General features: G+C 68.2%; 18 protein-coding genes. 10 read left to right on the forward strand and 8 right to left on the reverse strand.

Features of this window, described 5'->3' with window-relative positions; genetic code table 11:
* The first annotated feature begins 27 nt into the window (after nucleotides 1-27).
* The gene (locus GNX71_RS14705; RefSeq protein ID WP_206178992.1) at nucleotides 28-3,312 is read left to right on the forward strand and encodes an efflux RND transporter permease subunit; all 3,285 of its coding nucleotides are present in this window, start codon (nucleotides 28-30) and stop codon (nucleotides 3,310-3,312) included.
* 30 nt (nucleotides 3,313-3,342) lie between these two features.
* Nucleotides 3,343-4,815, forward strand: a complete 1,473-nt coding sequence (locus tag GNX71_RS14710) for an efflux transporter outer membrane subunit (protein ID WP_206178993.1) — start codon at nucleotides 3,343-3,345, stop codon at nucleotides 4,813-4,815.
* Here the strand turns inward: GNX71_RS14710 and GNX71_RS14715 are convergent.
* Nucleotides 4,784-5,017 (reverse strand): hypothetical protein, encoded by a 234-nt coding sequence (locus GNX71_RS14715; protein ID WP_206178994.1) that lies wholly within the window; start codon nucleotides 5,015-5,017, stop codon nucleotides 4,784-4,786. The two genes, GNX71_RS14710 and GNX71_RS14715, sit on opposite strands and share 32 nt — an antisense overlap.
* Nucleotides 5,018-5,172: 155 nt before the next feature.
* Between GNX71_RS14715 and GNX71_RS14720 the strand changes: the two genes are divergently transcribed.
* From GNX71_RS14720 to GNX71_RS14735, 4 genes are read left to right on the forward strand one after another with little or no spacing between them, the layout of a single operon-like run.
* On the forward strand, nucleotides 5,173-6,633 hold the full coding sequence (locus GNX71_RS14720; RefSeq protein WP_206178995.1) for a cobyric acid synthase: 1,461 nt from the start codon (nucleotides 5,173-5,175) through the stop codon (nucleotides 6,631-6,633).
* On the forward strand, nucleotides 6,630-7,670 hold the full coding sequence (gene cobT / locus GNX71_RS14725) for a nicotinate-nucleotide--dimethylbenzimidazole phosphoribosyltransferase (protein WP_206178996.1): 1,041 nt from the start codon (nucleotides 6,630-6,632) through the stop codon (nucleotides 7,668-7,670). Before GNX71_RS14720 ends, cobT begins: the two co-directional genes overlap by 4 nt.
* A gap of 5 nt (nucleotides 7,671-7,675) precedes the next feature.
* Nucleotides 7,676-8,470 (forward strand): adenosylcobinamide-GDP ribazoletransferase, encoded by a 795-nt coding sequence (locus tag GNX71_RS14730; RefSeq protein ID WP_206178997.1) that lies wholly within the window; start codon nucleotides 7,676-7,678, stop codon nucleotides 8,468-8,470.
* Complete coding sequence (locus GNX71_RS14735) at nucleotides 8,467-9,030, forward strand: histidine phosphatase family protein (RefSeq protein WP_206178998.1); 564 nt, start codon at nucleotides 8,467-8,469, stop codon at nucleotides 9,028-9,030. The genes GNX71_RS14730 and GNX71_RS14735 overlap by 4 nt, the downstream gene beginning before the upstream one ends.
* A gap of 44 nt (nucleotides 9,031-9,074) precedes the next feature.
* Here GNX71_RS14735 and GNX71_RS14740 read toward each other — a convergent pair whose 3' ends face one another.
* A complete protein-coding gene (locus GNX71_RS14740; protein WP_206178999.1) occupies nucleotides 9,075-9,923 on the reverse strand; it encodes an Ivy family c-type lysozyme inhibitor in 849 nt (282 codons plus the stop codon).
* Nucleotides 9,924-9,933: 10 nt separating this feature from the next.
* Nucleotides 9,934-10,581, reverse strand: coding sequence for an endonuclease III (gene nth, locus GNX71_RS14745; protein WP_206179000.1), 648 nt, complete (start codon nucleotides 10,579-10,581; stop codon nucleotides 9,934-9,936).
* A 143-nt stretch (nucleotides 10,582-10,724) separates the two neighbouring features.
* On the opposite strand from nth, the gene GNX71_RS14750 reads away from it, so the two are divergent.
* Entirely contained in the window at nucleotides 10,725-11,912 is a 1,188-nt protein-coding gene (locus GNX71_RS14750; protein WP_206179001.1) for a PLP-dependent aminotransferase family protein, read from the forward strand.
* A gap of 15 nt (nucleotides 11,913-11,927) precedes the next feature.
* Here the strand turns inward: GNX71_RS14750 and GNX71_RS14755 are convergent, their stop codons facing one another.
* On the reverse strand, nucleotides 11,928-12,155 hold the full coding sequence (locus tag GNX71_RS14755) for a hypothetical protein (protein WP_013541760.1): 228 nt from the start codon (nucleotides 12,153-12,155) through the stop codon (nucleotides 11,928-11,930).
* 74 nt (nucleotides 12,156-12,229) lie between these two features.
* Between GNX71_RS14755 and GNX71_RS14760 the strand changes: the two genes are divergently transcribed.
* Nucleotides 12,230-12,553 (forward strand): DUF6172 family protein, encoded by a 324-nt coding sequence (locus GNX71_RS14760; RefSeq protein ID WP_206179002.1) that lies wholly within the window; start codon nucleotides 12,230-12,232, stop codon nucleotides 12,551-12,553.
* 4 nt (nucleotides 12,554-12,557) lie between these two features.
* Here GNX71_RS14760 and GNX71_RS14765 read toward each other — a convergent pair whose 3' ends face one another.
* From GNX71_RS14765 to mfd, 3 genes are read right to left on the reverse strand one after another with little or no spacing between them, the layout of a single operon-like run.
* Entirely contained in the window at nucleotides 12,558-13,631 is a 1,074-nt protein-coding gene (locus tag GNX71_RS14765) for an Ldh family oxidoreductase (protein WP_206179003.1), read from the reverse strand.
* Nucleotides 13,628-14,338 carry a phosphoserine phosphatase SerB gene (serB, locus tag GNX71_RS14770; RefSeq protein ID WP_206179004.1) on the reverse strand — a complete coding sequence of 237 codons (711 nt, stop codon included), beginning with the start codon at nucleotides 14,336-14,338 and terminating at the stop codon, nucleotides 13,628-13,630. Before serB ends, GNX71_RS14765 begins: the two co-directional genes overlap by 4 nt.
* Nucleotides 14,335-17,817, reverse strand: coding sequence for a transcription-repair coupling factor (gene mfd / locus GNX71_RS14775; RefSeq protein WP_206179005.1), 3,483 nt, complete (start codon nucleotides 17,815-17,817; stop codon nucleotides 14,335-14,337). Before mfd ends, serB begins: the two co-directional genes overlap by 4 nt.
* A 119-nt stretch (nucleotides 17,818-17,936) precedes the next feature.
* Between mfd and ispD the strand changes: the two genes are divergently transcribed.
* Together ispD and ispF are read left to right on the forward strand one after the other, a co-directional pair.
* Nucleotides 17,937-18,650, forward strand: coding sequence for a 2-C-methyl-D-erythritol 4-phosphate cytidylyltransferase (gene ispD, locus GNX71_RS14780; protein WP_206179006.1), 714 nt, complete (start codon nucleotides 17,937-17,939; stop codon nucleotides 18,648-18,650).
* Entirely contained in the window at nucleotides 18,647-19,141 is a 495-nt protein-coding gene (gene ispF / locus GNX71_RS14785; RefSeq protein WP_206179007.1) for a 2-C-methyl-D-erythritol 2,4-cyclodiphosphate synthase, read from the forward strand. Before ispD ends, ispF begins: the two co-directional genes overlap by 4 nt.
* A gap of 9 nt (nucleotides 19,142-19,150) precedes the next feature.
* On the opposite strand, the gene GNX71_RS14790 is transcribed toward ispF, so the two are convergent.
* Nucleotides 19,151-20,566: a sensor histidine kinase gene (locus GNX71_RS14790; protein ID WP_206179008.1), complete on the reverse strand. Its 1,416-nt coding sequence runs from the start codon at nucleotides 20,564-20,566 to the stop codon at nucleotides 19,151-19,153.
* Nucleotides 20,567-20,626: the final 60 nt, after the last annotated feature.

Genomic DNA, 20,626 nt, shown 5'->3' on the forward strand with positions numbered 1-20,626 from the left:
CGCTCTTGCGCCCGCCGGAGAACCAACATGAATCTCTCTAAATTCTTCATCGACCGGCCGATCTTTGCCGGCGTGCTGTCGCTATTGATGCTGATAGCCGGCCTGATCGCGCTGCGCGGGCTGCCGATCTCGGAGTACCCGGAAGTCGCGCCGCCTTCGGTGGTGGTGCGCGCCCAGTACCCGGGCGCCAACCCCAAGGTGATCGCCGAAACCGTGGCCACGCCGCTGGAAGAGCAGATCAACGGCGTCGAAGGCATGCTCTACATGGGCAGCCAGGCAACGACCGACGGCGTGCTCACGCTCACCGTCACCTTCCGCCTGGGCACCGACCCCGACAAGGCCCAGCAGCTCGTGCAGAACCGCGTTTCGCAAGCCGAGCCGCGCCTGCCCGAGGAAGTGCGGCGCCTGGGCATCACGACCGTCAAGAGCGCGCCTGACCTCACGATGGTGGTCCACCTCGTGTCGCCGAACAACCGCTACGACATCAACTACCTGCGCAACTACGCGGTGCTGAACGTGAAGGACCCGCTCGCGCGCATCGAAGGCGTGGGCCAGGTGCAGATCTTCGGCGGCGGCGACTACTCGATGCGCGTCTGGCTCGACCCGCAGAAGGTCGCGCAGCGCGGCCTCTCGGCGAGCGACGTGGTGGCTGCGATCCGCGGACAGAACGTGCAGGCCGCGGCCGGCGTGGTCGGCGCTTCGCCGGGTCTCTCGGGCGTGGACATGCAGCTCTCCATCAATGCGCAAGGGCGCCTGCAGAGCGAAGAAGAATTCGGCGACATCATCGTCAAGAGCGGCACCGACGGCGCCGTGACCCGCCTGCGCGACATCGGCCGCCTCGAAATGGGCGCCGCCGACTACTCGCTGCGTTCGCTGCTGAACAACGACCCGGCCGTCGGCATGGGCGTGTTCCAGGCGCCGGGCTCCAACGCGCTCGACATCTCGGCCAACGTTCGCAAGACGATGGCCGAGCTCAACAAGAACATGCCCGAAGGCCTGGAATACCGCATCGCCTACGACCCGACGCAGTTCGTGCGTGCGTCGATCGAATCGGTGATACACACCCTGCTCGAAGCCATCATGCTGGTGGTGCTGGTCGTGATCCTGTTCCTGCAGACGTGGCGCGCGTCGATCATTCCGCTGCTGGCCGTGCCGGTGTCGGTGATCGGTACCTTCGCGGTGCTGCACATCCTCGGTTTCTCGATCAATGCGCTGAGCCTGTTCGGGCTGGTGCTGGCGATCGGCATCGTGGTGGACGACGCCATCGTGGTGGTGGAGAACGTCGAGCGGAACATCGAAGCTGGATTGACGCCGCGTGAAGCCACGTACCGAGCGATGCGCGAAGTGTCCGGGCCCATCATCGCGATCGCGCTGGTGCTGGTGGCCGTGTTCGTTCCGCTCGCTTTCATCAGCGGCCTCACGGGCCAGTTCTATCGCCAGTTCGCGGTGACCATCGCGATTTCGACGGTGATCTCGGCGATCAACTCGCTGACGTTGTCGCCCGCGCTCGCCGCCTTGCTGCTGCGCGGCCATGACCAGCCCAAGGACGCGCTGACCCGCGGCATGGACAAGGCCTTCGGCTGGCTCTTCCGCGGCTTCAACCGCCTCTTCCATCGCGGTTCGGAGGCCTACAGCGGCGGCGTGAAGAACGTCATCTCGCGCAAGGCGCTGATGCTGGCGATCTACGTCGCGCTGATCGCGGTGACCTTCGGCCTCTTCAAGGCGGTGCCCGGCGGTTTCGTGCCGGCGCAGGACAAGCAATACCTGATCGGTTTTGCCCAGCTGCCCGACGGCGCCACGCTCGACCGCACCGACGAAGTGATCCAGCGCATGGGCGAGATCATGAAGAAGAACCCGAACGTGGAAGACGCCATCGCCTTCCCGGGCCTGTCGATCAACGGCTTCACCAACAGCTCCAACTCGGGCATCGTGTTCGCCACGCTCAAGCCCTTCGACCAGCGCAAGCGCCCCGACCAGAGCGGCGGTGCGGTGGCCGGCCAGCTCAACGGCGCCTTCTCGAGCATCCAGGACGCGTTCATCGTGATGTTCCCGCCGCCACCGGTGGCGGGCCTGGGCACCACGGGTGGCTTCAAGCTGCAGATCGAAGACCGCGCCTCGGTCGGCTACGACCAGATGGACGCCGCGGTGAAGGCCTTCATGGCCAAGGCGCAGGCTGCCCCTGAGCTCACGGGCATGTTCACGAGCTGGCAGGTCAACGTGCCGCAGCTGTACGCGGACATCGACCGCACCAAGGCCCGCCAGCTCGGCGTGCCGGTGACGGACATCTTCGACACGATGCAGATCTACCTCGGTAGCCTGTATGCCAACGACTTCAACAAGTTCGGCCGTACGTATTCCGTGCGCGTCCAGGCCGATGCGCCTTACCGCGCCCGTGCCGAAGACGTGGGCCTCCTGAAGGTGCGCTCGACCTCGGGCGAGATGGTGCCGCTGGCTGCGCTGATGAAGGTCAACTCGACCTTCGGTCCGGAACGCGCCATGCGCTACAACGGCTACCTCGCGGCCGACATCAACGGCGGCCCGGCGCCCGGCTACTCGTCGGGCCAGGCGCAGGACGTGATCACCAAGATCGCGGCCGAGACGCTGCCCAAGGGCGTGAGCTTCGAGTGGACCGAGCTGACCTACCAGGAAATCCTGGCCGGCAACTCCGCCTTCCTGGTGTTCCCGCTGGCCATCCTGCTGGTGTTCCTGGTGCTCGCCGCGCAGTACGAGAGCCTGACGCTGCCGATCGCGATCATCCTGATCGTGCCCATGGGCATCATGGCCGCGATGGCGGGCGTATGGATATCGGGGGGTGACAACAACGTCTTCACGCAGATCGGGCTGATCGTGCTGGTGGGGCTGAGTGCGAAGAACGCGATCCTGATCGTGGAGTTCGCACGGGAGCTGGAGTTCGCCGGACGCACGCCCATCCAGGCCGCGATCGAAGCGAGCCGCCTGCGCCTGCGCCCGATCCTGATGACCTCGCTGGCCTTCGTGATGGGTGTGCTGCCCCTCGTGCTCTCGACCGGCGCGGGCTCGGAGATGCGCAAGGCCATGGGCGTGGCGGTGTTCGCCGGGATGATCGGCGTGACGGCCTTCGGCCTGTTCCTCACGCCGGTGTTCTATGTGCTGCTGCGCCGCCTCGCGGGCAACAAGCCGCTCAAGCTGCATGGCGAAGTGCCGCATGGCGAGGAGTTCGTTTCGGCGGGCCATCCGGCCGCTCCGGCGCCGTCGTCGCACGGTGGTTCGGGCGGTGGTGGGCTGCACCCGGTGCCGGCCTCGCCGCGTCCCTCGCACGAGTCGCATGACTGATCGCCTAACCGATCAAGAAGAAAGTTCATCATGAAATTCGCATTCCAACCTTGGGTCCGCGGCGCCTTGCTGCCGCTGGTGGCAGCCCTGGCACTGGCCGGCTGCGCCACCGTGCCCTCGGGCGTGCCGGAAATCCAGACCACGGCGCAGTTCAAGGAGCAGGGCGCTACGCCGCCCGCCGGCTTCACGAAGGCACTGCCTTCGGAAGCCCAGGCGCGCGGCGCCTGGTGGCTGGCGTTCAACGATCCGGTGCTCAATGCGCTGGTCGAGAAGGCCGACGTCAACAACAACAACATCCAGGGCGCCGCGGCGCGGCTGGCCGAGGCCCGCGCGCTGGCGCGCAGTGCCAACGCCGACCGGCTGCCGCAGATCGGCCTGAGCGCCGGCGCCAACCGCGGCGCGGGTCTCGACAAGGCCACGGCCAGCGTCTCGCCGGCCACGATGACCAACGCGGGCGCCACCTTCTCGTACGAGCTCGACCTGTTCGGCCGCCTCTCGGGCGCGAGCAACGCGGCCAAGCTCGACGCGGTGGGCCGCGAAGCCCTGCTGCAGAGCACGCGCCTCGCGGTGCAGGCCGAAGTGGCGCAGACCTATCTGCAACTGCGCGCGCTCGATGCCGAACGCGCCCTGATGCGCGAGACCGTCGAGGCCTACAGCGACACGCTGCGCCTCACGCAGCGCCGCCAGGCCGCCGGCGACATCGCCGAGCTGGACGTGGCGCGCGTGCAGACCGAGGTGTCGTCCACCGAATCCGACGCGCTGGCGCTTGACCGCCAACGTGCCCAGGTCGAGCACTCGCTCGCGGTGCTGGTGGGCGATTCGGCCTCCAGCTTCGGCGTGCGCACCGACGAATGGGCGACGGCGCTGCCGGCGATTCCGCCGGGCGTGCCCGGCACGGTGCTCACGCGCCGGCCCGACGTGTCGGCCGCGCAGAACGCGGTGCTGGCCGCGCAGGCCCGCGTCGGCGTGGCGCAGGCCGCGTGGTTCCCGGACATCTCGCTGACCGGCGCCGCCGGCTACGCCTCGCCCGAGATCGGCGACCTCTTCAAGTGGTCGGCCCGTTCGTGGGGCGTGGGTGCGCTGCTGTCGCTGCCGATCTTCGACGGCGGCCGCCGCGAAGCCGGCGTGCAGGGCGCCAATGCCCAGCTCGACGGCGCGATCGCCAGCTACCGCACGCAGGTGCTGGTGGCGTTCCAGGAGGTCGAAGACCAGCTGGCCGCGATCCGCATCCTGCAGGAGCAGTCGGTGGTGCAGGCCAAGGCGGTGTCGTCGGCCCAGCGGGCGACGAGCCTGTCGGACACGCGCTATCGCAATGGCTACATCAGCCAGCTCGACCTGCTCGACGCACGCCGGAGCGAACTGCGCAACCGGCGCCAGGCGCTGCAGGTGAAGTCGGCGCAGTACCAGGCGGCCGTGGGCCTGATCCGCGCGATCGGCGGTACCTGGGAAGTGCCGGCGGCGACCGCTTCGGCTACGACGCCGCAGAAGGTGGCGACGCGCTGATCTTCTGCAGCTCCGCGACGCCCATGGCCAGGGCGTTGGAGTAGCTGGCCTGCGGTTTGGCGGCCGAGCGGCACACCCGGTAATCGAGGGTGTCGTGAAGGTCTGAATGGCCGCTGTTGTCGAGGGCTTCGAGCAGGGTCCAGTAGAACTGGCCCGGCTCGCGTTCCTCGACCGTGAGCGCCAGGTCGTTGAGGGCAGGCATGGGTCCGTGGTCGCAAGGCATTGATGTGACTTGTATACGGACAAACGGTCACCCTGGATTCAAAAAGCAACGGCGCCCCCGGTGGGCGGCGTGAAAGATGCCGCATTTCGGCCGCCCGACTCGGGGCGCGCTGGCGCTCAACGACAATCCGGCCCATGAGTTCAACGGCGAAAAATGGGCCGGCGCGGTGCGTCATGGTCCTGGGCACCACCAGCGGCGCCGGCAAGAGCTGGCTGGCCACGGCGCTGTGCCGCTGGTATGCGCGGCAGGGGCTGAAAGTGGCGCCCTTCAAGGCCCAGAACATGAGCAACAACGCCCGCGTGGTCGATGGCGGCGAGATCGGCAGTGCCCAGTACTTCCAGGCCCTGGCCGCGAATGCGGTGCCCGACGTGCGCATGAACCCGCTGCTGCTCAAGCCCGAGCGCGACACCCACAGCCAGGTCGTCCTGATGGGGCAGGTGAGCGAAACACTTTCAGCCTTGCCTTGGCGCGGCCGCAGCGAACGCGTCTGGCCGCAGATCGCCGGGGCGCTCGACGAGCTGCGTGCGGAAAACGACGTGGTCGTGATCGAAGGCGCGGGATCGCCGGCCGAGATCAACCTGATGGCGAGCGACATCGTCAACCTGCGCGTGGCCCGGCATGCCGAGGCCCGCTGCCTGCTGGCGACGGACATCGACCGGGGCGGCGCCTTCGCCCACCTCTACGGCACCTGGGCGCTGATGCCCGAGGCCGACCGCGCGCTGCTGCACGGCTTCGTGCTCAACAAATTCCGCGGCGACGCCTCGCTGCTGTCGCCCGCGCCCGAGAAGCTGCAGGCGCTGACCGGCGTGCCCACGGTCGCCACATTGCCGATGTGGTGGCAGCACGGATTGCCCGAGGAAGACGGCGTGTTCGACGACCGCAGCCGCGCGAGCGGCACGGTCACGCGGACGGTGGCGGTCATCGCGTATCCGCGCATCAGCAACCTCGACGAGTTCCAGTCGCTCAAGAACGTGCCTGGTGTGCGGCTGCTCTGGGCGCGCACGCCTGCCGACGTGGCCGGCGCCGACTGGATCGTGCTCCCCGGTTCCAAGCACACGAGCGGCGACCTGGCCTGGCTGCGCGCGCAGGGGCTGGACAGCGCCGTGGCCGCGCATGCGGCACGCGGCGGCGTGGTGCTGGGCATCTGCGGCGGGCTGCAGATGCTGGGCGAGGCGCTGGTCGATCCGCATGGCATCGACGGCAACGCACCGGGCCTCGGCCTGCTACCGCTGGTGACGGTGTTCGAGCGCGAGAAGACCGTGCGCCACCGCGTGGCCACCTTCGGCACGCTGGCCGGCGACTGGGCCGCACTGTCGGATGTGCCGATGGCCGGCTACGAGATCCACCACGGCCAGACCGCCGCACATCCCCAACTGGCACACGACGGCCACGCGGTGATGCCCGAAGGACTGGCCTGGCAGAACGCGCGCGGCAACGTGCTCGGGCTCTACCTTCACGGGCTGTTCGAAGATGCCGCGGTGCTGCATGCGCTGTTCGGTGCTGCGGCGCCCACGCTCGACAGCACCTTCGACGGCCTGGCCGATTTCATCGACACCCATTTCGACGCCGGCGTGCTTGCCGGCCTCATTGCATGAACGACACCATTCCCTCCATTTCCGACACCACCGACGCAGCACTCGCGGCTCGCCTGCAGAGCGCGATCGACAACAAGACCAAGCCGCTCGGCGCGCTCGGCCGGCTCGAAACCCTGGCCGTGCGGATCGGCACGATCCTCGGCAGCGAAGCGCCGGTGCTCGAAGCACCGCAGATGCTGGTCTGTGCGGGCGACCATGGGCTGGCGGCGCGTGGCGTCTCGGCATTTCCGAGCGATGTGACCTGGCAGATGGTCGAGAACTTCCTTGCGGGTGGCGCGGCGGTCAGCGTGCTGGCGCGGCAGCATGGGCTGGCGTTGACGGTGGTCGATTGCGGCGTGCGGCGCGACTTTCAGCCTCGCCCGGGGCTGGTGTCGCGGCGGATCGCTGCCGGTACGGCGGATGCGTCGGCCGGCCCTGCGATGACCGCCGAGCAATGCGCAAAAGCCATCGCCAACGGCCGCGAGGTGGTGCGCGCGCTGCCGGGCAATGCCTTGCTGCTGGGCGAGATGGGCATCGGCAACAGCTCGTCGGCGGCGCTGCTGTTGGCACGGCTCGCGGGGCTGGACATCGGAGCCTGCACCGGCGCGGGCACCGGTCTCGACGCGGCGGGGCTCGCACGCAAGCGGGACGTGCTGAGCGAAGTGCTCGCATTGCATTCCGCCGCGACTGAACCGCTCGATGTGCTCGCCGCATTCGGCGGTTTCGAGGTCGCCACGCTGGTCGGCGCGGTGCTGCAGGCGGCCGAGGAACGCCGCGTGATCGTGGTCGACGGCTTCATCGCCAGCGCCGCGGTGCTCGTCGCACAGGCGCTGCAGCCGCATGTGGCGCAGCGCTGCGTCGCTGCGCACAGCTCGGCCGAACCGGGCCATGCGCTGCTGCTGAAGCACCTCGGCCTGGAGCCCTTGCTGAACCTGGACCTTCGCCTGGGCGAAGGCTCGGGCGGCGCGCTGGCCTGGCCGCTGCTTGAATCGGCCTGCCGCATCCTGCGCGAGATGGCCAGCTTCGAGGCGGCGGGCGTCTCGCGCAAGGAAACCTGAGCCTGATGAACGGCATTCGCCACTTCCTGCTCGCACTGCAGTTCTTCACCCGCGTGCCGGTGACCGGTTCGCTCGCAGCGTGGGTCGGGTTCAGCCCGCAGATGCTGCGCGCGAGCGCGGCGCATCTGCCGGGCATCGGATGGCTGGTGGGCGGCGTGGCTGCGCTGGTCTTCGTGGCCGTGGGCGTCGGCTTGCAGAGCGTGGCGGGCGCCTTCGTCGCGGCGCTGCTGAGCACCGTCGCCACCGTGATGTTGACCGGCGCCTTCCATGAAGACGGCCTTGCCGACGTCGCCGATGGCCTGGGCGGCTCGGCCAACCGCGACCGGGCGCTGGAGATCATGAAGGACTCGCGCGTCGGCGCCTTCGGTGCGGTGGCGCTGGTGCTGGCGCTCGGTCTCAAGTTCGCGCTGCTCGCCACATTGGCCGGGCGCGGGCTGGAGACGGTGGGCGTGGCGATCGTCGGCGCGCATGTGCTGTCGCGGCTCGCGCCGCTGTTCCTGATCCGCTGGCTGCCCTATGTGGGCGACAGCGGGGCGAGCAAGGCGAAGCCGCTGGCCGATGCGATCAGTGGCGGGGCGTTGGTCGTCGCGGTGCTGTGGTCGGTGCCCGCCGTGGCGCTGCTGCTGTGTGCGCATGACGTCGTGCACGTTGGTGCCGCCTTGTTGGCGGTTGCCCTGGCAGCGGGCTGGATGGCGCGCCTCTTCCTGCGGCGTCTGCAGGGTTTCACCGGCGACGGCTTGGGCGCGACCCAGCAGGTGTGCGAGCTTGCGATCTATCTCGCGCTCGCCTGGCAGGCATGAGAAAACTCTGGCTCCTGCGCCATGCACCCGTGATCGCGGAGCCCGGCCTCTGCTACGGCGCGACCGACCTCGAAGCGGAGGCCGAGGCCACGCTGGCCGCCGCGCAACGCATCGCGCCCTTGCTGCCCGTCGGCATCGCACTGCGCAGTTCGCCGCTGCGGCGCTGCGCCGCATTGGCCGGCGCCATCGCGGCACTGCGCCCGGATCTGGCCGTGCAGCACGATGCCCGTCTGGCGGAGATGAGCTTCGGCGCGTGGGAAGGGCGGCCATGGTCCGCCATCGGGCGCGAGGAGTTCGAGGCCTGGACCGGCAATTTCGCCGATGGCATCGCCGGTGCGAGCGGCGAGAGCGTGCGCGCCTTCATGCAGCGCACGGCCGAAGCGCACGACGAATGGTGTTCGGGCGAGGGCGACGCGCTGTGGGTCACGCACGCCGGCGTGCTGCGCGCGGTGACGCTGCTGCAGCGCGGCGTCCGTTGCCCTGCAACTGCCGCCGACTGGCCTGCCGGCGAGCTGGCATTCGGTGGCTGGCTCACCTTCGAGCATCCTCCTGCCGGCTGACTGCGACTCGAAGCGGTCCAACCCAGGAGCGCGCCCCCGTCAGCTCAGTTCTTCTGCCGCCACTGTTCGCGCCAGAGCTTGTCCAGCTGCGGCGCCAGCGCCTGTGGTGGCGCGCCCACGAGGGTGTTCTTTCCGTTGCGCTGCACCAGCCCGTAGATGCGGCCCGAGCCCTGGTCGTAGAGCGCGACAGCGTTGTTGTCGAAGCAGTCGTGCGGCTTGCAGAAGGCGTGCTGCACATAGCGCGTGCCGTCCACCGTGACCCATTGCGGCTCGGGCGCCGGGCCTTCGCGACGCACCAGCCAGCGGTCGTTTTCCTTGGCGCCCAGTGCGGCGCGCCAGGCTTTCTGCATCGCGGGACCCTGCGCGAGCGCGGCAGGGCTGCCCGTGGGCGGAGGCGGTGGTTTCGTCGCTGCGGGTTCCACGGACGGCAGCGCGGCGCGCGCCGCGCCGTCGCATCGCCAGTAACGCAGCTTCATCAGGTCGGGCCCCAGTTGCCCCTCCACCGGCTTCGCGGCATCCAGCGTGATGGACTGCCCGCGCGCCTCGCGAAAGACCAGGAAGGTCAGGGCGCCGGCCTTGTCGACATGGCTCATCAGCGCGACGTCGAAGCGCGCCGGGGGCTGGCTGTTGCCGAAGAGGCTGTGGACCGCATCGGGTTCCTGCCCGACCACGCGTCGCTTGCCGCTGGTGACGATCAACTGGTCCTCTCGCACCTGCAGCGTGGGTGCGGACGCATCGGCGCACGCGGTCGACCAGCGGCCGCCGTAGGCCGCCATGGCATCGGGTGACAGCCCCTTGCCGCCTTGCTGCGACCAGGCCGCGGCCGGCAGGAAGGCGGCTGCCGAGAGCAGGGCGGCGGCGAGGACGGTGCAGTGATTCTTCGAGGTCGTCATTCGTACAGTGTCAGGCGGTTTTTGGAGCCGGTGTCTTGGGTTTGAAATCGCAATACGCGGCCACCGCGCATTCCCAGCAGCGCGGCTTGCGCGCCACGCAGATATAGCGGCCATGCAGGATGAGCCAATGGTGCGCGTGCAGACGGTACTCCGGTGGGACGCGCTTCTCCAGCTTGAGTTCCACCTCCAGCGGCGTCTTGCCCGGCGCGAGCCCGGTGCGGTTGCCCACGCGGAAGATGTGGGTGTCGACCGCCATGGTCGGCTCGCCGAATGCCACGTTGAGCACCACGTTGGCCGTCTTGCGGCCGACGCCGGGCAAGGCTTCGAGCTCCGCACGGGTCTTAGGCACCTCGCCGCCGTGCAGTTCCACCAGCATGCGGCAGGCCTCGATCAGGTGCTTGGCCTTGCTGCGGTAGAGCCCGATGGTCTTGATGTAGCCCTCCAGGCCCTCGACGCCCAGTTCCAGGATCGCCTGCGGCGTGTTGGCCACCGGGAAGAGCTTGCGCGTGGCCTTGTTCACGCCCACGTCGGTGGCCTGCGCCGAGAGCAGCACGGCGGCCAGCAGTTCGAAGGGGGTGTCGTATTCGAGCTCGGTCTCGGGGTTGGGATTGGCCGCCTGCAGGATGGCGAAGAAGAGGGGGATGTTGTCTTTTTTCATGGGGCTGGGGGACGCCGCACGCGTCTGCCCGGGGACGCAGGGCGGCGACAGGCGCAATATATCGTTGAAAGCCGATGGCCTTACGCAGCATTCATGCACCCGGCTTTCGCGACAATGGCGCCCAGAAAGTGAGACTGACCATCATGCAATTCGCCTCCCGCCTCGACAACGTCGAAACCTCCGCCATCCGCGAACTCTTCAAGCTGCTCGGCAAGCCCGGCATCATCAGTTTTGCGGGCGGATTCCCGGACAGCGCCATGTTCGACGTCGAGGGCCTCAAGGAAGCGAGCCAGAAGGCGCTGACAGAAGAGCCTGGCGGCGCATTGCAATATGGCGCCACCGAAGGCTACGAGCCGCTGCGCAGCCAGCTCAGTTCCTTCATGAAGACCAAGGGCGTCGACGTGGACCCCAGCGGCCTCATCGTCACCACCGGCAGCCAGCAGGCGCTCGACCTGCTGGGCAAGACCATGATTTCCCCAGGCGACAAGGTGATCGTCGAGGGTCCGACCTTCCTGGCCACCATCCAGTGCTTCCGCCTCTACGGCGCACAGCTCATCAGCGCACCCATCGACGCCAACGGCGTGAAGACCGACGAGCTCGAGAAGCTCATCGCCGAGCACAAGCCCAAGTTCGTCTACCTGATCCCGACCTTCGGCAACCCCAGCGGCGCGATGCTGACGCTGGAGCGCCGCAAGAAGGTGCTCGAACTTGCCGTGAAGTACCAGACGCTGATCGTCGAGGACGACCCGTATGGCGACCTCTACTTCGGGGAAGCGCCGCCCCCTTCGATCCTCGCGTTGAGCAAGGACGTGCCCGGCAGCCGCGAGTTGCTCGCGCACTGCGGCAGTCTCAGCAAGGTACTGAGCCCGGGCCTGCGCATCGGCTGGATGATCGCGCCCCCCGAACTGCTCGCCAAGGCGACCATGTGCAAGCAGTTCAGCGACGCGCACACCAGCACCTTCTCGCAGGCCACGGCCGCGCAGTACCTCAAGAGCGGCCGCATGCCCGCGACGCTGGCGCATGTGCGCGAGGTCTACGGCCAGCGCGCGCAAGCCATGGGCGCGGCGCTCCAGCGAGAACTGGGCGATGCGGTGAGTTTCACGCAGCCCAACGGCGGGTTGTTCTTCTGGGCGCGCCTCACGGGCGCGAACGGCAAGCTGGCCGATGCGAACGAGCTGGCCAAGCGCGCGATCGAGAAGCTCGTGGCCTTCGTGCCCGGCGCGCCGTTCTTTGCCGAGAAGCCCGATGTGGCGACGCTGCGCCTGAGCTTTGCGACCGCCGACGTGGCGAAGATCGAAGAGGGCGTGAAGCGCCTCGGTCAGGCCCTGTAAACCCTCAGGACGGGTTCAGGGCGAACGATGCAGGCGGGGTGCCGCCAGCAGGTCCAGGTTGTCTGAAATGGCCGCATCCACGTTCGGATAGCGGCCTTTCATTTTCGAGAGCGTCATGATGGTCTGCAGCGCCTTCAGGTCCTTGACCGAGGGCGCGACCTTGATCTGCGCGATGGCGGCGGGGGCGTTGCCGCCGTTCACCAATGCCATCACCTTGCTTGCCCAGTCGTTTGCGCGCGCCATGTCTTCACCTGCTTTCCATTGAACCGCCGACTGTACACAGCGCGGCAGCCCCCACGGGGGCGTTACGATCACCCATGAGAAAAACCTTTCAGCTCCAGGTCGAGGGCAAGCACCCCGACCGTCTCGTCGAAGCCATCAAGCACGAGATCCGCAAGTACATCAAGCGCGAACGCCGCCGCGATCTGCCCGAAGGCAGTGACTTCTGGGACTTCGATTGCAAGTTCGGCGCCTCGGCGGAAGCCGCCGAAGTCGTTCAACTGCCAGCCATCAACAAGCTGATCGACGGCATCGTGAAAGATGCCGGCAAGCAGTTCTATGTCGAGATCCTCGCCAAACCCGGCAAGCGCACCCCGCGCCCTGCCGGCGAGCGGGCCGAAGAACCGCCCGAGGAAGACTGACCCCTTAAAGAAGTGCCTTCGCGAGCTGCAGCCCGTGGCGCTGCTCCGCGTCCTGCAGCGAGCGCGCGATCGACGGGTGCAGCAGCACCCCGTTCTTCGATTGCGCATCCCGGCGCTTCAACCCGCCTTCGCCCGGCAGCCGGACCGGCTTGGCAGGGTCGATCGGCGTGTTGTCCCGGCATTGGGCCGCGACATGGTCCATCTGGCGCAGGAACGCCTCCCTGCCGCCGAAAGCATTCAGGTCGTGCAGCGTGATGTGCACCGTCGCGCCCCAGCCTTCCTTCGGGTCGGCACGGCCGAAGCCTGCCAACCCAGCCGTCAGCGTCTCCACCAGCAGCGCCATGCCGTAGCCCTTGTGGCCGTGGCTCAGCCCACCCACGGGCAGCAGCGTGCCGGGCGGCTGATCGAAAAGGACCTGTGGGTCGTTCGTCGGCTTGCCGGCCGCATCGATCAGCCATTCCTCGGCAAAGGTCTCGCCGGCGGCGCGCTTGCGGTTGCTCATGCCGTTGGTGGTGATCGAGGCCGAGATGTCGACCATCACCCCGCCCCGCGAGAGCGGAAAGCCCATCGCCAGCGGATTCGGCGTGAACACCGCCTGCGTGCCGCCGAAGGGCGCGACGCTGGCGGTGTTGGGGTCGGAGCAGGCCAGCAGCATCAGCATGTCTTCCTGCAACGCGCGCAGCATGTAGACGGCGAGGCAGGCGATGTGGTGGCTGCGGCGGATCACGAGCGAGGCCGTGCCCAGTTCGCGCGCACGCGGCACGAGCAGGTCCATGCCCTGGTCCATGAGCCAGGGGCCGGGCAGGCGCTTGCCGTCCCACAGCACGGCGGCGGGGCGGTCCGACAGCACCTCGGGCGCGCCGTCGCGCGTCATGCCGCCCGACTCGACTTCCTTCACGTAGCCGGCCAGCAGCGCGAGGCCGTGCGTGTCGTGGCCCAGCAGGTCGCCTTCGACCAGGGTGCGGGCGACGCTGTCGGCCATCGATGCGGCGAGGCCCGCTTTCTGCAGCAGGGCGCTGGCGTAGTCCTGCAACGCATCGGCGCGGTAGAGCGGGGCGTCGATTGCGGCAGTGGTCATTTCAGGATGTCGAGCAGCCGGTCGAGCCCGCCTTCGTTGATCGACACCATCGCCTGTTCGCGCACCTTCGGCTTCGCGTGATAGGCCACCGAGAGACCGGCCTCGCCCATCATTGGCAGGTCGTTCGCGCCGTCGCCGACGGCGATGGTTTCCTGCGGCGAAATGCCCATGAGCGATGCGACTTCGAGCAGCGTGCGGCGCTTCTCGGCGCCGTCGCAGATGTCGCCCCAGCTCTGCGTCTCCACCTGGCCGGTGAGCTTGCCGTCCGCTTCATCGAGCAGGTTCGAACGCGCGAAGTCGATGCCCAGCCGGTCCTTCACGCGGTTCGCGAAGAAGGTGAAGCCGCCCGAGACCAGCAGCACCTTGAGGCCCGCCTTCTTGCACGCAGCCACCAATTCGGTCGCACCGGGGTTGAGCTTCAGCCGCTCGTCGTACACCTGCTGCAATGCCTCGACCGGCACGCCCTGCAGCAGCGCCACGCGGCGGCGCAGGCTCTCCTTGAAATCCTTGATCTCGCCGCGCATCGTGGCCTCGGTGATCGCGGCCACCTCGGCCTTCTTGCCGACGGCATCGGCGATCTCGTCGATGCATTCGATGTTGATCAGCGTCGAGTCCATGTCGAACGCGATCAGCTTGAAATCGGCCAGCGCCAGCGGCGGCTTCACGCGCTGGATCACGAGACCGGGAGAAATTTCTGTAGCGCTCATGCGGGGGCGGGTTCCTTGACGAGGGGTTGACCGAGGCTTCGCAGCACATCGCGCACCATCTGCGCGCGATCCTTCGGCTCCTTGAGTTCGCGTTCGATGCGAAGCTTCTCGTTGCCTGCGAGCTTGATGTGCTTGTTCTTCTGCACCAGCTGGATGATGGCCATGCCGTCGACCGGTGCGTCCTTCTTGAAGGTGATGTTGATGATGCCCGGCGCCGCATCGACCTTCACCACCCCGTAGGGCCGTGCGAGCACGCGCAGCCGGTGCGTGTCGATCAGCGTCTGCGCCTGCGGCGGCAGCTTGCCGAAGCGGTCGACGATTTCCTCGAGCAGCGTGTCGATCTGGTCGGGCGTCTTCGCGGTGGCCAGCTTCTTGTAGAACGACAGGCGCAGGTGCACGTCGCCGCAGTAGTCGTCGGGCAAGAGGGCGGGGGCGTGCAGGTTGATCTCGGTCGTGACCGACAGCGGCGCCAGGAGGTCGGGCTCCTGCCCGGCCTTGAGGGCGCGCACCGCTTCGCTGAGCATCTCGTTGTAGAGCTGGAAGCCGATCTCCATCATGTTGCCGCTCTGGTTCTCACCGAGCACTTCGCCGGTGCCGCGAATTTCCAGGTCGTGCATCGCGAGGTAGAAGCCGGAGCCCAGCTCTTCCATCTGCTGGATGGCGTCGAGCCGCTGCGCGGCCTGCTTGGTGAGGCCTTCCGTGTCCGGAACCATCAGGTACGCATAGGCCTGGTGGTGCGACCGTCCGACGCGGCCGCGCAACTGGTGCAGCTGCGCGAGGCCGAACTTGTCGGCACGGCTCATCACGATGGTGTTGGCGGTCGGCACGTCGATGCCGGTCTCGATGATGGTCGAGCACAAGAGGAGGTTGTAGCGCTGCGCCACGAAATCGCGCATCACGCGCTCCAGTTCGCGCTCGGGCATCTGGCCGTGGGCCACCGCGATGCGGGCCTCGGGCAATATTTCTTCGAGCTTCTGGCGCCGGTTCTCGATGGTCTCGACCTCGTTGTGCAGGAAGTAGACCTGTCCGCCGCGCTTCAACTCGCGCAGCACGGCTTCGCGGATCACGCCGGTGCCTTCGTTGCGCACGAAGGTCTTGATGGCCAAGCGCCGCTGCGGCGCGGTGGCGATCACGCTCAAGTCGCGCAGGCCCTCGAGCGCCATGCCCAGCGTGCGCGGAATCGGCGTCGCGGTGAGCGTGAGCACGTCGACCTCGGCGCGCATCGCCTTCATCGCCTCTTTATGGCGCACGCCGAAGCGGTGCTCCTCGTCGATGATGAGCAGGCCCAGGTTCTTGAACTTGACCGACTGCGAGAGCAGCTTGTGCGTGCCCACCACGATGTCGATCTGGCCCTCGGCCAGCCCCTTCGCGGCGGCCGTGATTTCCTTGGCCGAGCGGAAGCGGCTCATCTCCGCCACCTTCACCGGCCACTTGGCGAAGCGGTCGACCAGCGTCTGGTAATGCTGTTCAGCCAGCAGTGTGGTGGGCGCAAGGAACGCCACCTGCTTGCCGCCGGTGATCGCGATGAAGGCGGCGCGCAGCGCGACCTCGGTCTTGCCGAAACCCACGTCGCCGCAGACGAGGCGGTCCATCGGCTGAGGCGAGATCATGTCCTGCACCACGGCGTGGATCGCGGCCTTCTGGTCGGCGGTTTCCTGGAAGCCGAAGTCGTTGGCGAACACCTCGTAGTCGGCGGCCGAGTAGCGGAAGGCATGGCCTTCGCGCGCGGCGCGGCGGGCGTAGATGTTGAGCAGTTCGGCGGCGGAGTCGCGCACCTGTTCGGCGGCCTTGCGTTTGGCTTTTTCCCACTGGCCGGAGCCCAGCCGGTGCAGCGGCGCCTCGTCGGCGCTGACGCCGGTGTAGCGGCTGATCTGGTGCAGCTGCGAGACGGGCACGTAGAGCGTGGCTTTGTCGGCGTACTCCAGGTGCAGCATTTCCTGCAGCAGCGGCTTGCCTTCGGCGTCGACGCCCTGGCCCAGGTCCATGTGCATGAGGCCCCGGTAGCGGCCGATGCCGTGCGCGGTGTGGACCACCGGATCGCCGACGTTGAGCTCCGACAAGTCCTTGATCAGCGCCTCGACGTCGCTGACCTGTTCCTGCTTTTTGTTCCGGCGGCGTGTGGTCGGCGCGGTGGCGAACAGCTCGGTTTCGGTGACGAGGTCGATGCCCTGTTCGCGCCACGCGAAGCCCGAGGCCAGCGCGGCGGTGACGATGCCGATCTTCTCGTCGGTGGACGCTTCGAACTCGGCCAGCGAGTCGAAGGCCGGCGGGCTCACGCCGCTGGCGCGCAGGAAGTCGAGCAGGCTCTCGCGCCGGCCGTCGCTCTCGGCGACCATCAGCACGCGGTGCGGCGTGGCGGCAATGTGGGCCTTGAGGCCGACCAGCGGGTCTTCCGCGCCACGTACGACCGCAAAGGGCGGGAGCCGGTCGAATTCGGCGTAGGGCGTGTCGGTGGCGATGTCGCCACGGATCGCAAGCTGGGCGTGCGGCTTGGCGCGCTGGTAGAACTGCTCGGCGTTGAGGAACAGCGCTTCGGGTGGCAGCGCCGGGCGCTCCGGGTCGCCGCGCACCAGCCGATAGCGCTCGTTCGTGTCCTGCCAGAAATGCTGGAACGCGGGTTCGAGGTCGCCGTGCAGCACCACGGTGGCGTCAGGGCCCAGGTAATCGAACACCGTGGCCGTCTCGTCGAAGAACAGCGGCAGGTAGTACTCGATGCCGGCGGTGGCCACGCCGTTGCCCATGTCCTTGTAGATGCGGCTCTTGGTCGGGTCGCCCTCGAGCAGTTCGCGCCAGCGGCTGCGAAAGCGCGCGCGGGCGTCGTCGTCCATCGGGAACTCGCGACCCGGCAGGAGGCGCACCTCGGGCACGGGGTAGAGGCTGCGCTGGGTGTCGGGGTCGAAGGTGCGGATCGAGTCGATCTCGTCGTCGAACAGGTCGACGCGGAACGGCACCAGCGAGCCCATGGGGAACAGGTCGATCAGGCCGCCACGCACCGCGTATTCGCCCGGGCTCACCACCTGCGTCACATGGCTGTAGCCGGCCAGCGTGAGCTGCGCCTTGAGCTTGGATTCCTGCAGCTTCTGCTTGGCCTTGAAGTGGAAGGTGTAGCCGGCCAGGAAGGCCGGCGGCGCGAGCCGGTAGAGCGCGGTGGTGGCGGGCACCAGCACCACGTCGGCCTCTTTCTGGCTGATGCGCCAGAGGGTGGCCAAGCGCTCGCTGATCAGGTCCTGGTGGGGGGAGAAGCTGTCGTAGGGGAGCGTCTCCCAATCGGGGAAGAGGGCGCAGCGCAGGTCGGGCGCGAAGAAGGCGAGCTCGTCGATGAGGCGTTGCGCGTCGTTGGCGTCGGCCGTGAACATCGCGGTCGCGCGGCCGGCGGCCTTCTCGCGCATGCCCAGCTGCGCGAGCAGCAGGGCATCGGCCGACAGAGGGGGACGCGGCAGCGTGAAACGCTTGCCCGCCGTGAGGTGGGGGAGGTCCATGGAACGCTTCGAAAAATGCACAACACCCCGCGCCGGCTGGCGAGGGGTGTGCGAAGGGCAATTCTAGAATGGCGGCCCTTTATCCGCTTGTCGGCCATCGGCCCGTGCCGCACCCTCCAATGTCTTCTTCCCGATTCTTCGTGCTGATTCCCTGTGCCGGCTCCGGCCACCGTGCGGGCGGCGTGCAGCCCAAGCAGTACCAGCGGCTCGCGGGGGCTTCGATGGTGGCGCACACGGTGGAGGCCTTTCGCGCCCTGGCCGGTCGTTTTGCAGGGCTGGCGGTGGTGGTGTCGCCCGACGACCGCGAAGTGCAGACCGCGCTGCCGCGCTTTCCGGGCAACGACGAATACCTGCTCCAGGTTGGCGGCCTGACCCGGGCGGCCACGGTGCGCAACGGTCTGGCGGCATTGCGGCAGAAGGGCGCCGGGGCGCACGACTGGGTGCTGGTGCACGACGCGGCGCGCTGCCTCGTCACCTCCAGCCAGATCGAGGCGCTGATCGCCGCCTGCGAACACGACGCCGTCGGCGGCCTGCTGGCCCACCGGCTGGCCGACACGCTGAAGGTGTCCTCGACCGACAGCCGCGTCTCCCAGACCCTGTCGCGCGCCGACAAATGGCTGGCCCAGACGCCGCAGATGTTCCGCATCGGCATGCTGCTCGATGCGCTGGAGCGCGTGGGCGACGCGGTGACCGACGAGGCCAGCGCGATCGAGGCCATCGGCCTCTCGCCGCTGCTGGTGCCGGGGAGTGCGCAGAACTTCAAGGTCACCTTTCCCGAAGATTTCGCATTGGCCGAGGCCGTTCTGCTCAGCCGCAAGAAAGCCATGGCATGACGACACCAGCACCCTTCAACATCCGCGTCGGCGAAGGCTGGGACGTTCATCAACTGGTCGCGGGGCGCAAGCTCATCCTGGGCGGCGTCGAGGTACCCCACACCACGGGCCTCTTGGGCCATTCGGACGCCGACGTGCTGCTGCACGCGATCACCGATGCGCTGCTGGGCGGCGCGGGGCTGGGCGACATCGGCCGGCATTTCCCCGACACCGACGTGCAATTCCGCGGCGCCGATTCGGCGGTGCTATTGGCCGAGGCGGCGCGCCGCGTGCGGGCGGCCGGCTGGGAAATCGGCAACGTCGACAGCACCGTGATCGCGCAGGCCCCGAAGCTGGCGCCGCACATTCCGCTCATGTGCCAGCGCATCGCGGACACGCTGGGCATCGCGATCGACCAGGTCAATGTGAAGGCCAAGACGGCCGAGAAGCTCGGCCCGGTGGGCGAGGGCCGCGCGATGGAGGCTCGCGCGGCGGTCCTGCTCCACCGCTGAGCGGCTGGGTCAGCCGGGCTTCTTGCCGCCCGGTACTTCGCCCGGCTTGGGCGTCGGCATGGCGCGCGGCATGCGGATGTGGGCCGCGAGCCCGCGCCCCGGCGTGCTGGTGAGCGCAAAGGTGCCGCCCATGCGCTCGATGTTCTTCGCCACGATCGATAGGCCCAGGCCCGCGCCCGCCGCCGATGTGCGCGCCGCGTCGCCGCGGAAGAAGGGCTTGGTCAGCTGCGAGAGCAGGGCGGGCTCGACGCCCGCGCCATGATCGCGCACCTTGATCAGCACCGCATCGTTATTCGCCTGCGCCTGGATCGTGACGTCCGCCACGCCGGTGGCCGGCGTCTTGCCGTAGCGCCGGGCGTTCTCGACCAGGTTGGAGATCACGCGGGTGAGTTCGACCTCGTCGCCCAGCACCCGCAGGTCGGCGGGGACCTCGACCTTGATGTTCATCTCCTCGTAGTCCTGCACGGCGTAGGTGCAGGCATCGACCACGTCGCGCAGCAGCACGGGCCGCGGATCGACATGGTCGGGCCGGGCGTAGTCGAGGAACTTGTCGATGATCGCGTCGAGCTGCGCGATGTCGGCGGCCATGTGGTCGCGCGCATCCTCGTCGGCCACGCTCATCTCGGTTTCGAGCCGAAGGCGCGCGAGCGGCGTGCGCAGATCGTGCGAGATGCCGGCCAGCATGATGGCGCGGTCCTGTTCGATCTTGGCGAGCTGGTCGGCCATGCGGTTGAAGCCGATGTTGACCGCGCGAATTTCGTTGGTGCGGGCGCGCTCGTCGAGCCGGTGCGCCTCGTACTCGCCTTCGCGCACCTGCATGGTCGCGCGCGACAGCTGCTTGAGCGGCAGGTTGATGAGCCGGGTGATCAATGCGGCGCCGGCCAGCGACAGCGCCATCGCGGTGCTGAGCCAGACCAGCCAGGTGCGCCCGCCCACGCGGCTGAAGCGCGTCGGGTCGAGCAGCAGCCAGTAGGTGTCGCTCTCGATGGTGAAGCCGATCCACAGGCCCGCCTCGTCGTTCACGCGGCTGGCCACGGTGGTGCCTTCGCCGAGCTGGTCGATCAGCTCCTCGGTCACGCGCAGGTCGAGCGCGCCGCTGGTGTAGGGCTGGAAGCGGTCGTTGGGCTCGCGCGGCAGGATGCGCACGCCTTCCTGGTCGGCCAGCGTCTTGATCAGCGACACCCGGGTGATGGCGTCCGAATACACCAGCGCCGCACGCGTGAGGTTCACGAGCGAGGCGATCTGGTGGGCGGTTTGAATCGCGCGCGGCTCGTATTCGAGCGAGCGGAAAGTCTGCAGCCAGGCGACCGTGCAGCCGATCAGCAGCAGTGCGAGCAGGAAGAAAGTGCGCCAGAAAAGGCTGAACCCCAGCTTGAGGCCGGGGCGACGGTCACGCGCCGCGCTGGCCTCCAGCGGGCTCGGCATCGTGACCTGCGCGCCGTCCTCCTGCGCCGGGCCGGGTCTGGCAGATGGGCCGATGGCCAC

The organism is Variovorax sp. RKNM96 (assembly GCF_017161115.1).
GTDB lineage: Bacteria > Pseudomonadota > Gammaproteobacteria > Burkholderiales > Burkholderiaceae_C > Variovorax.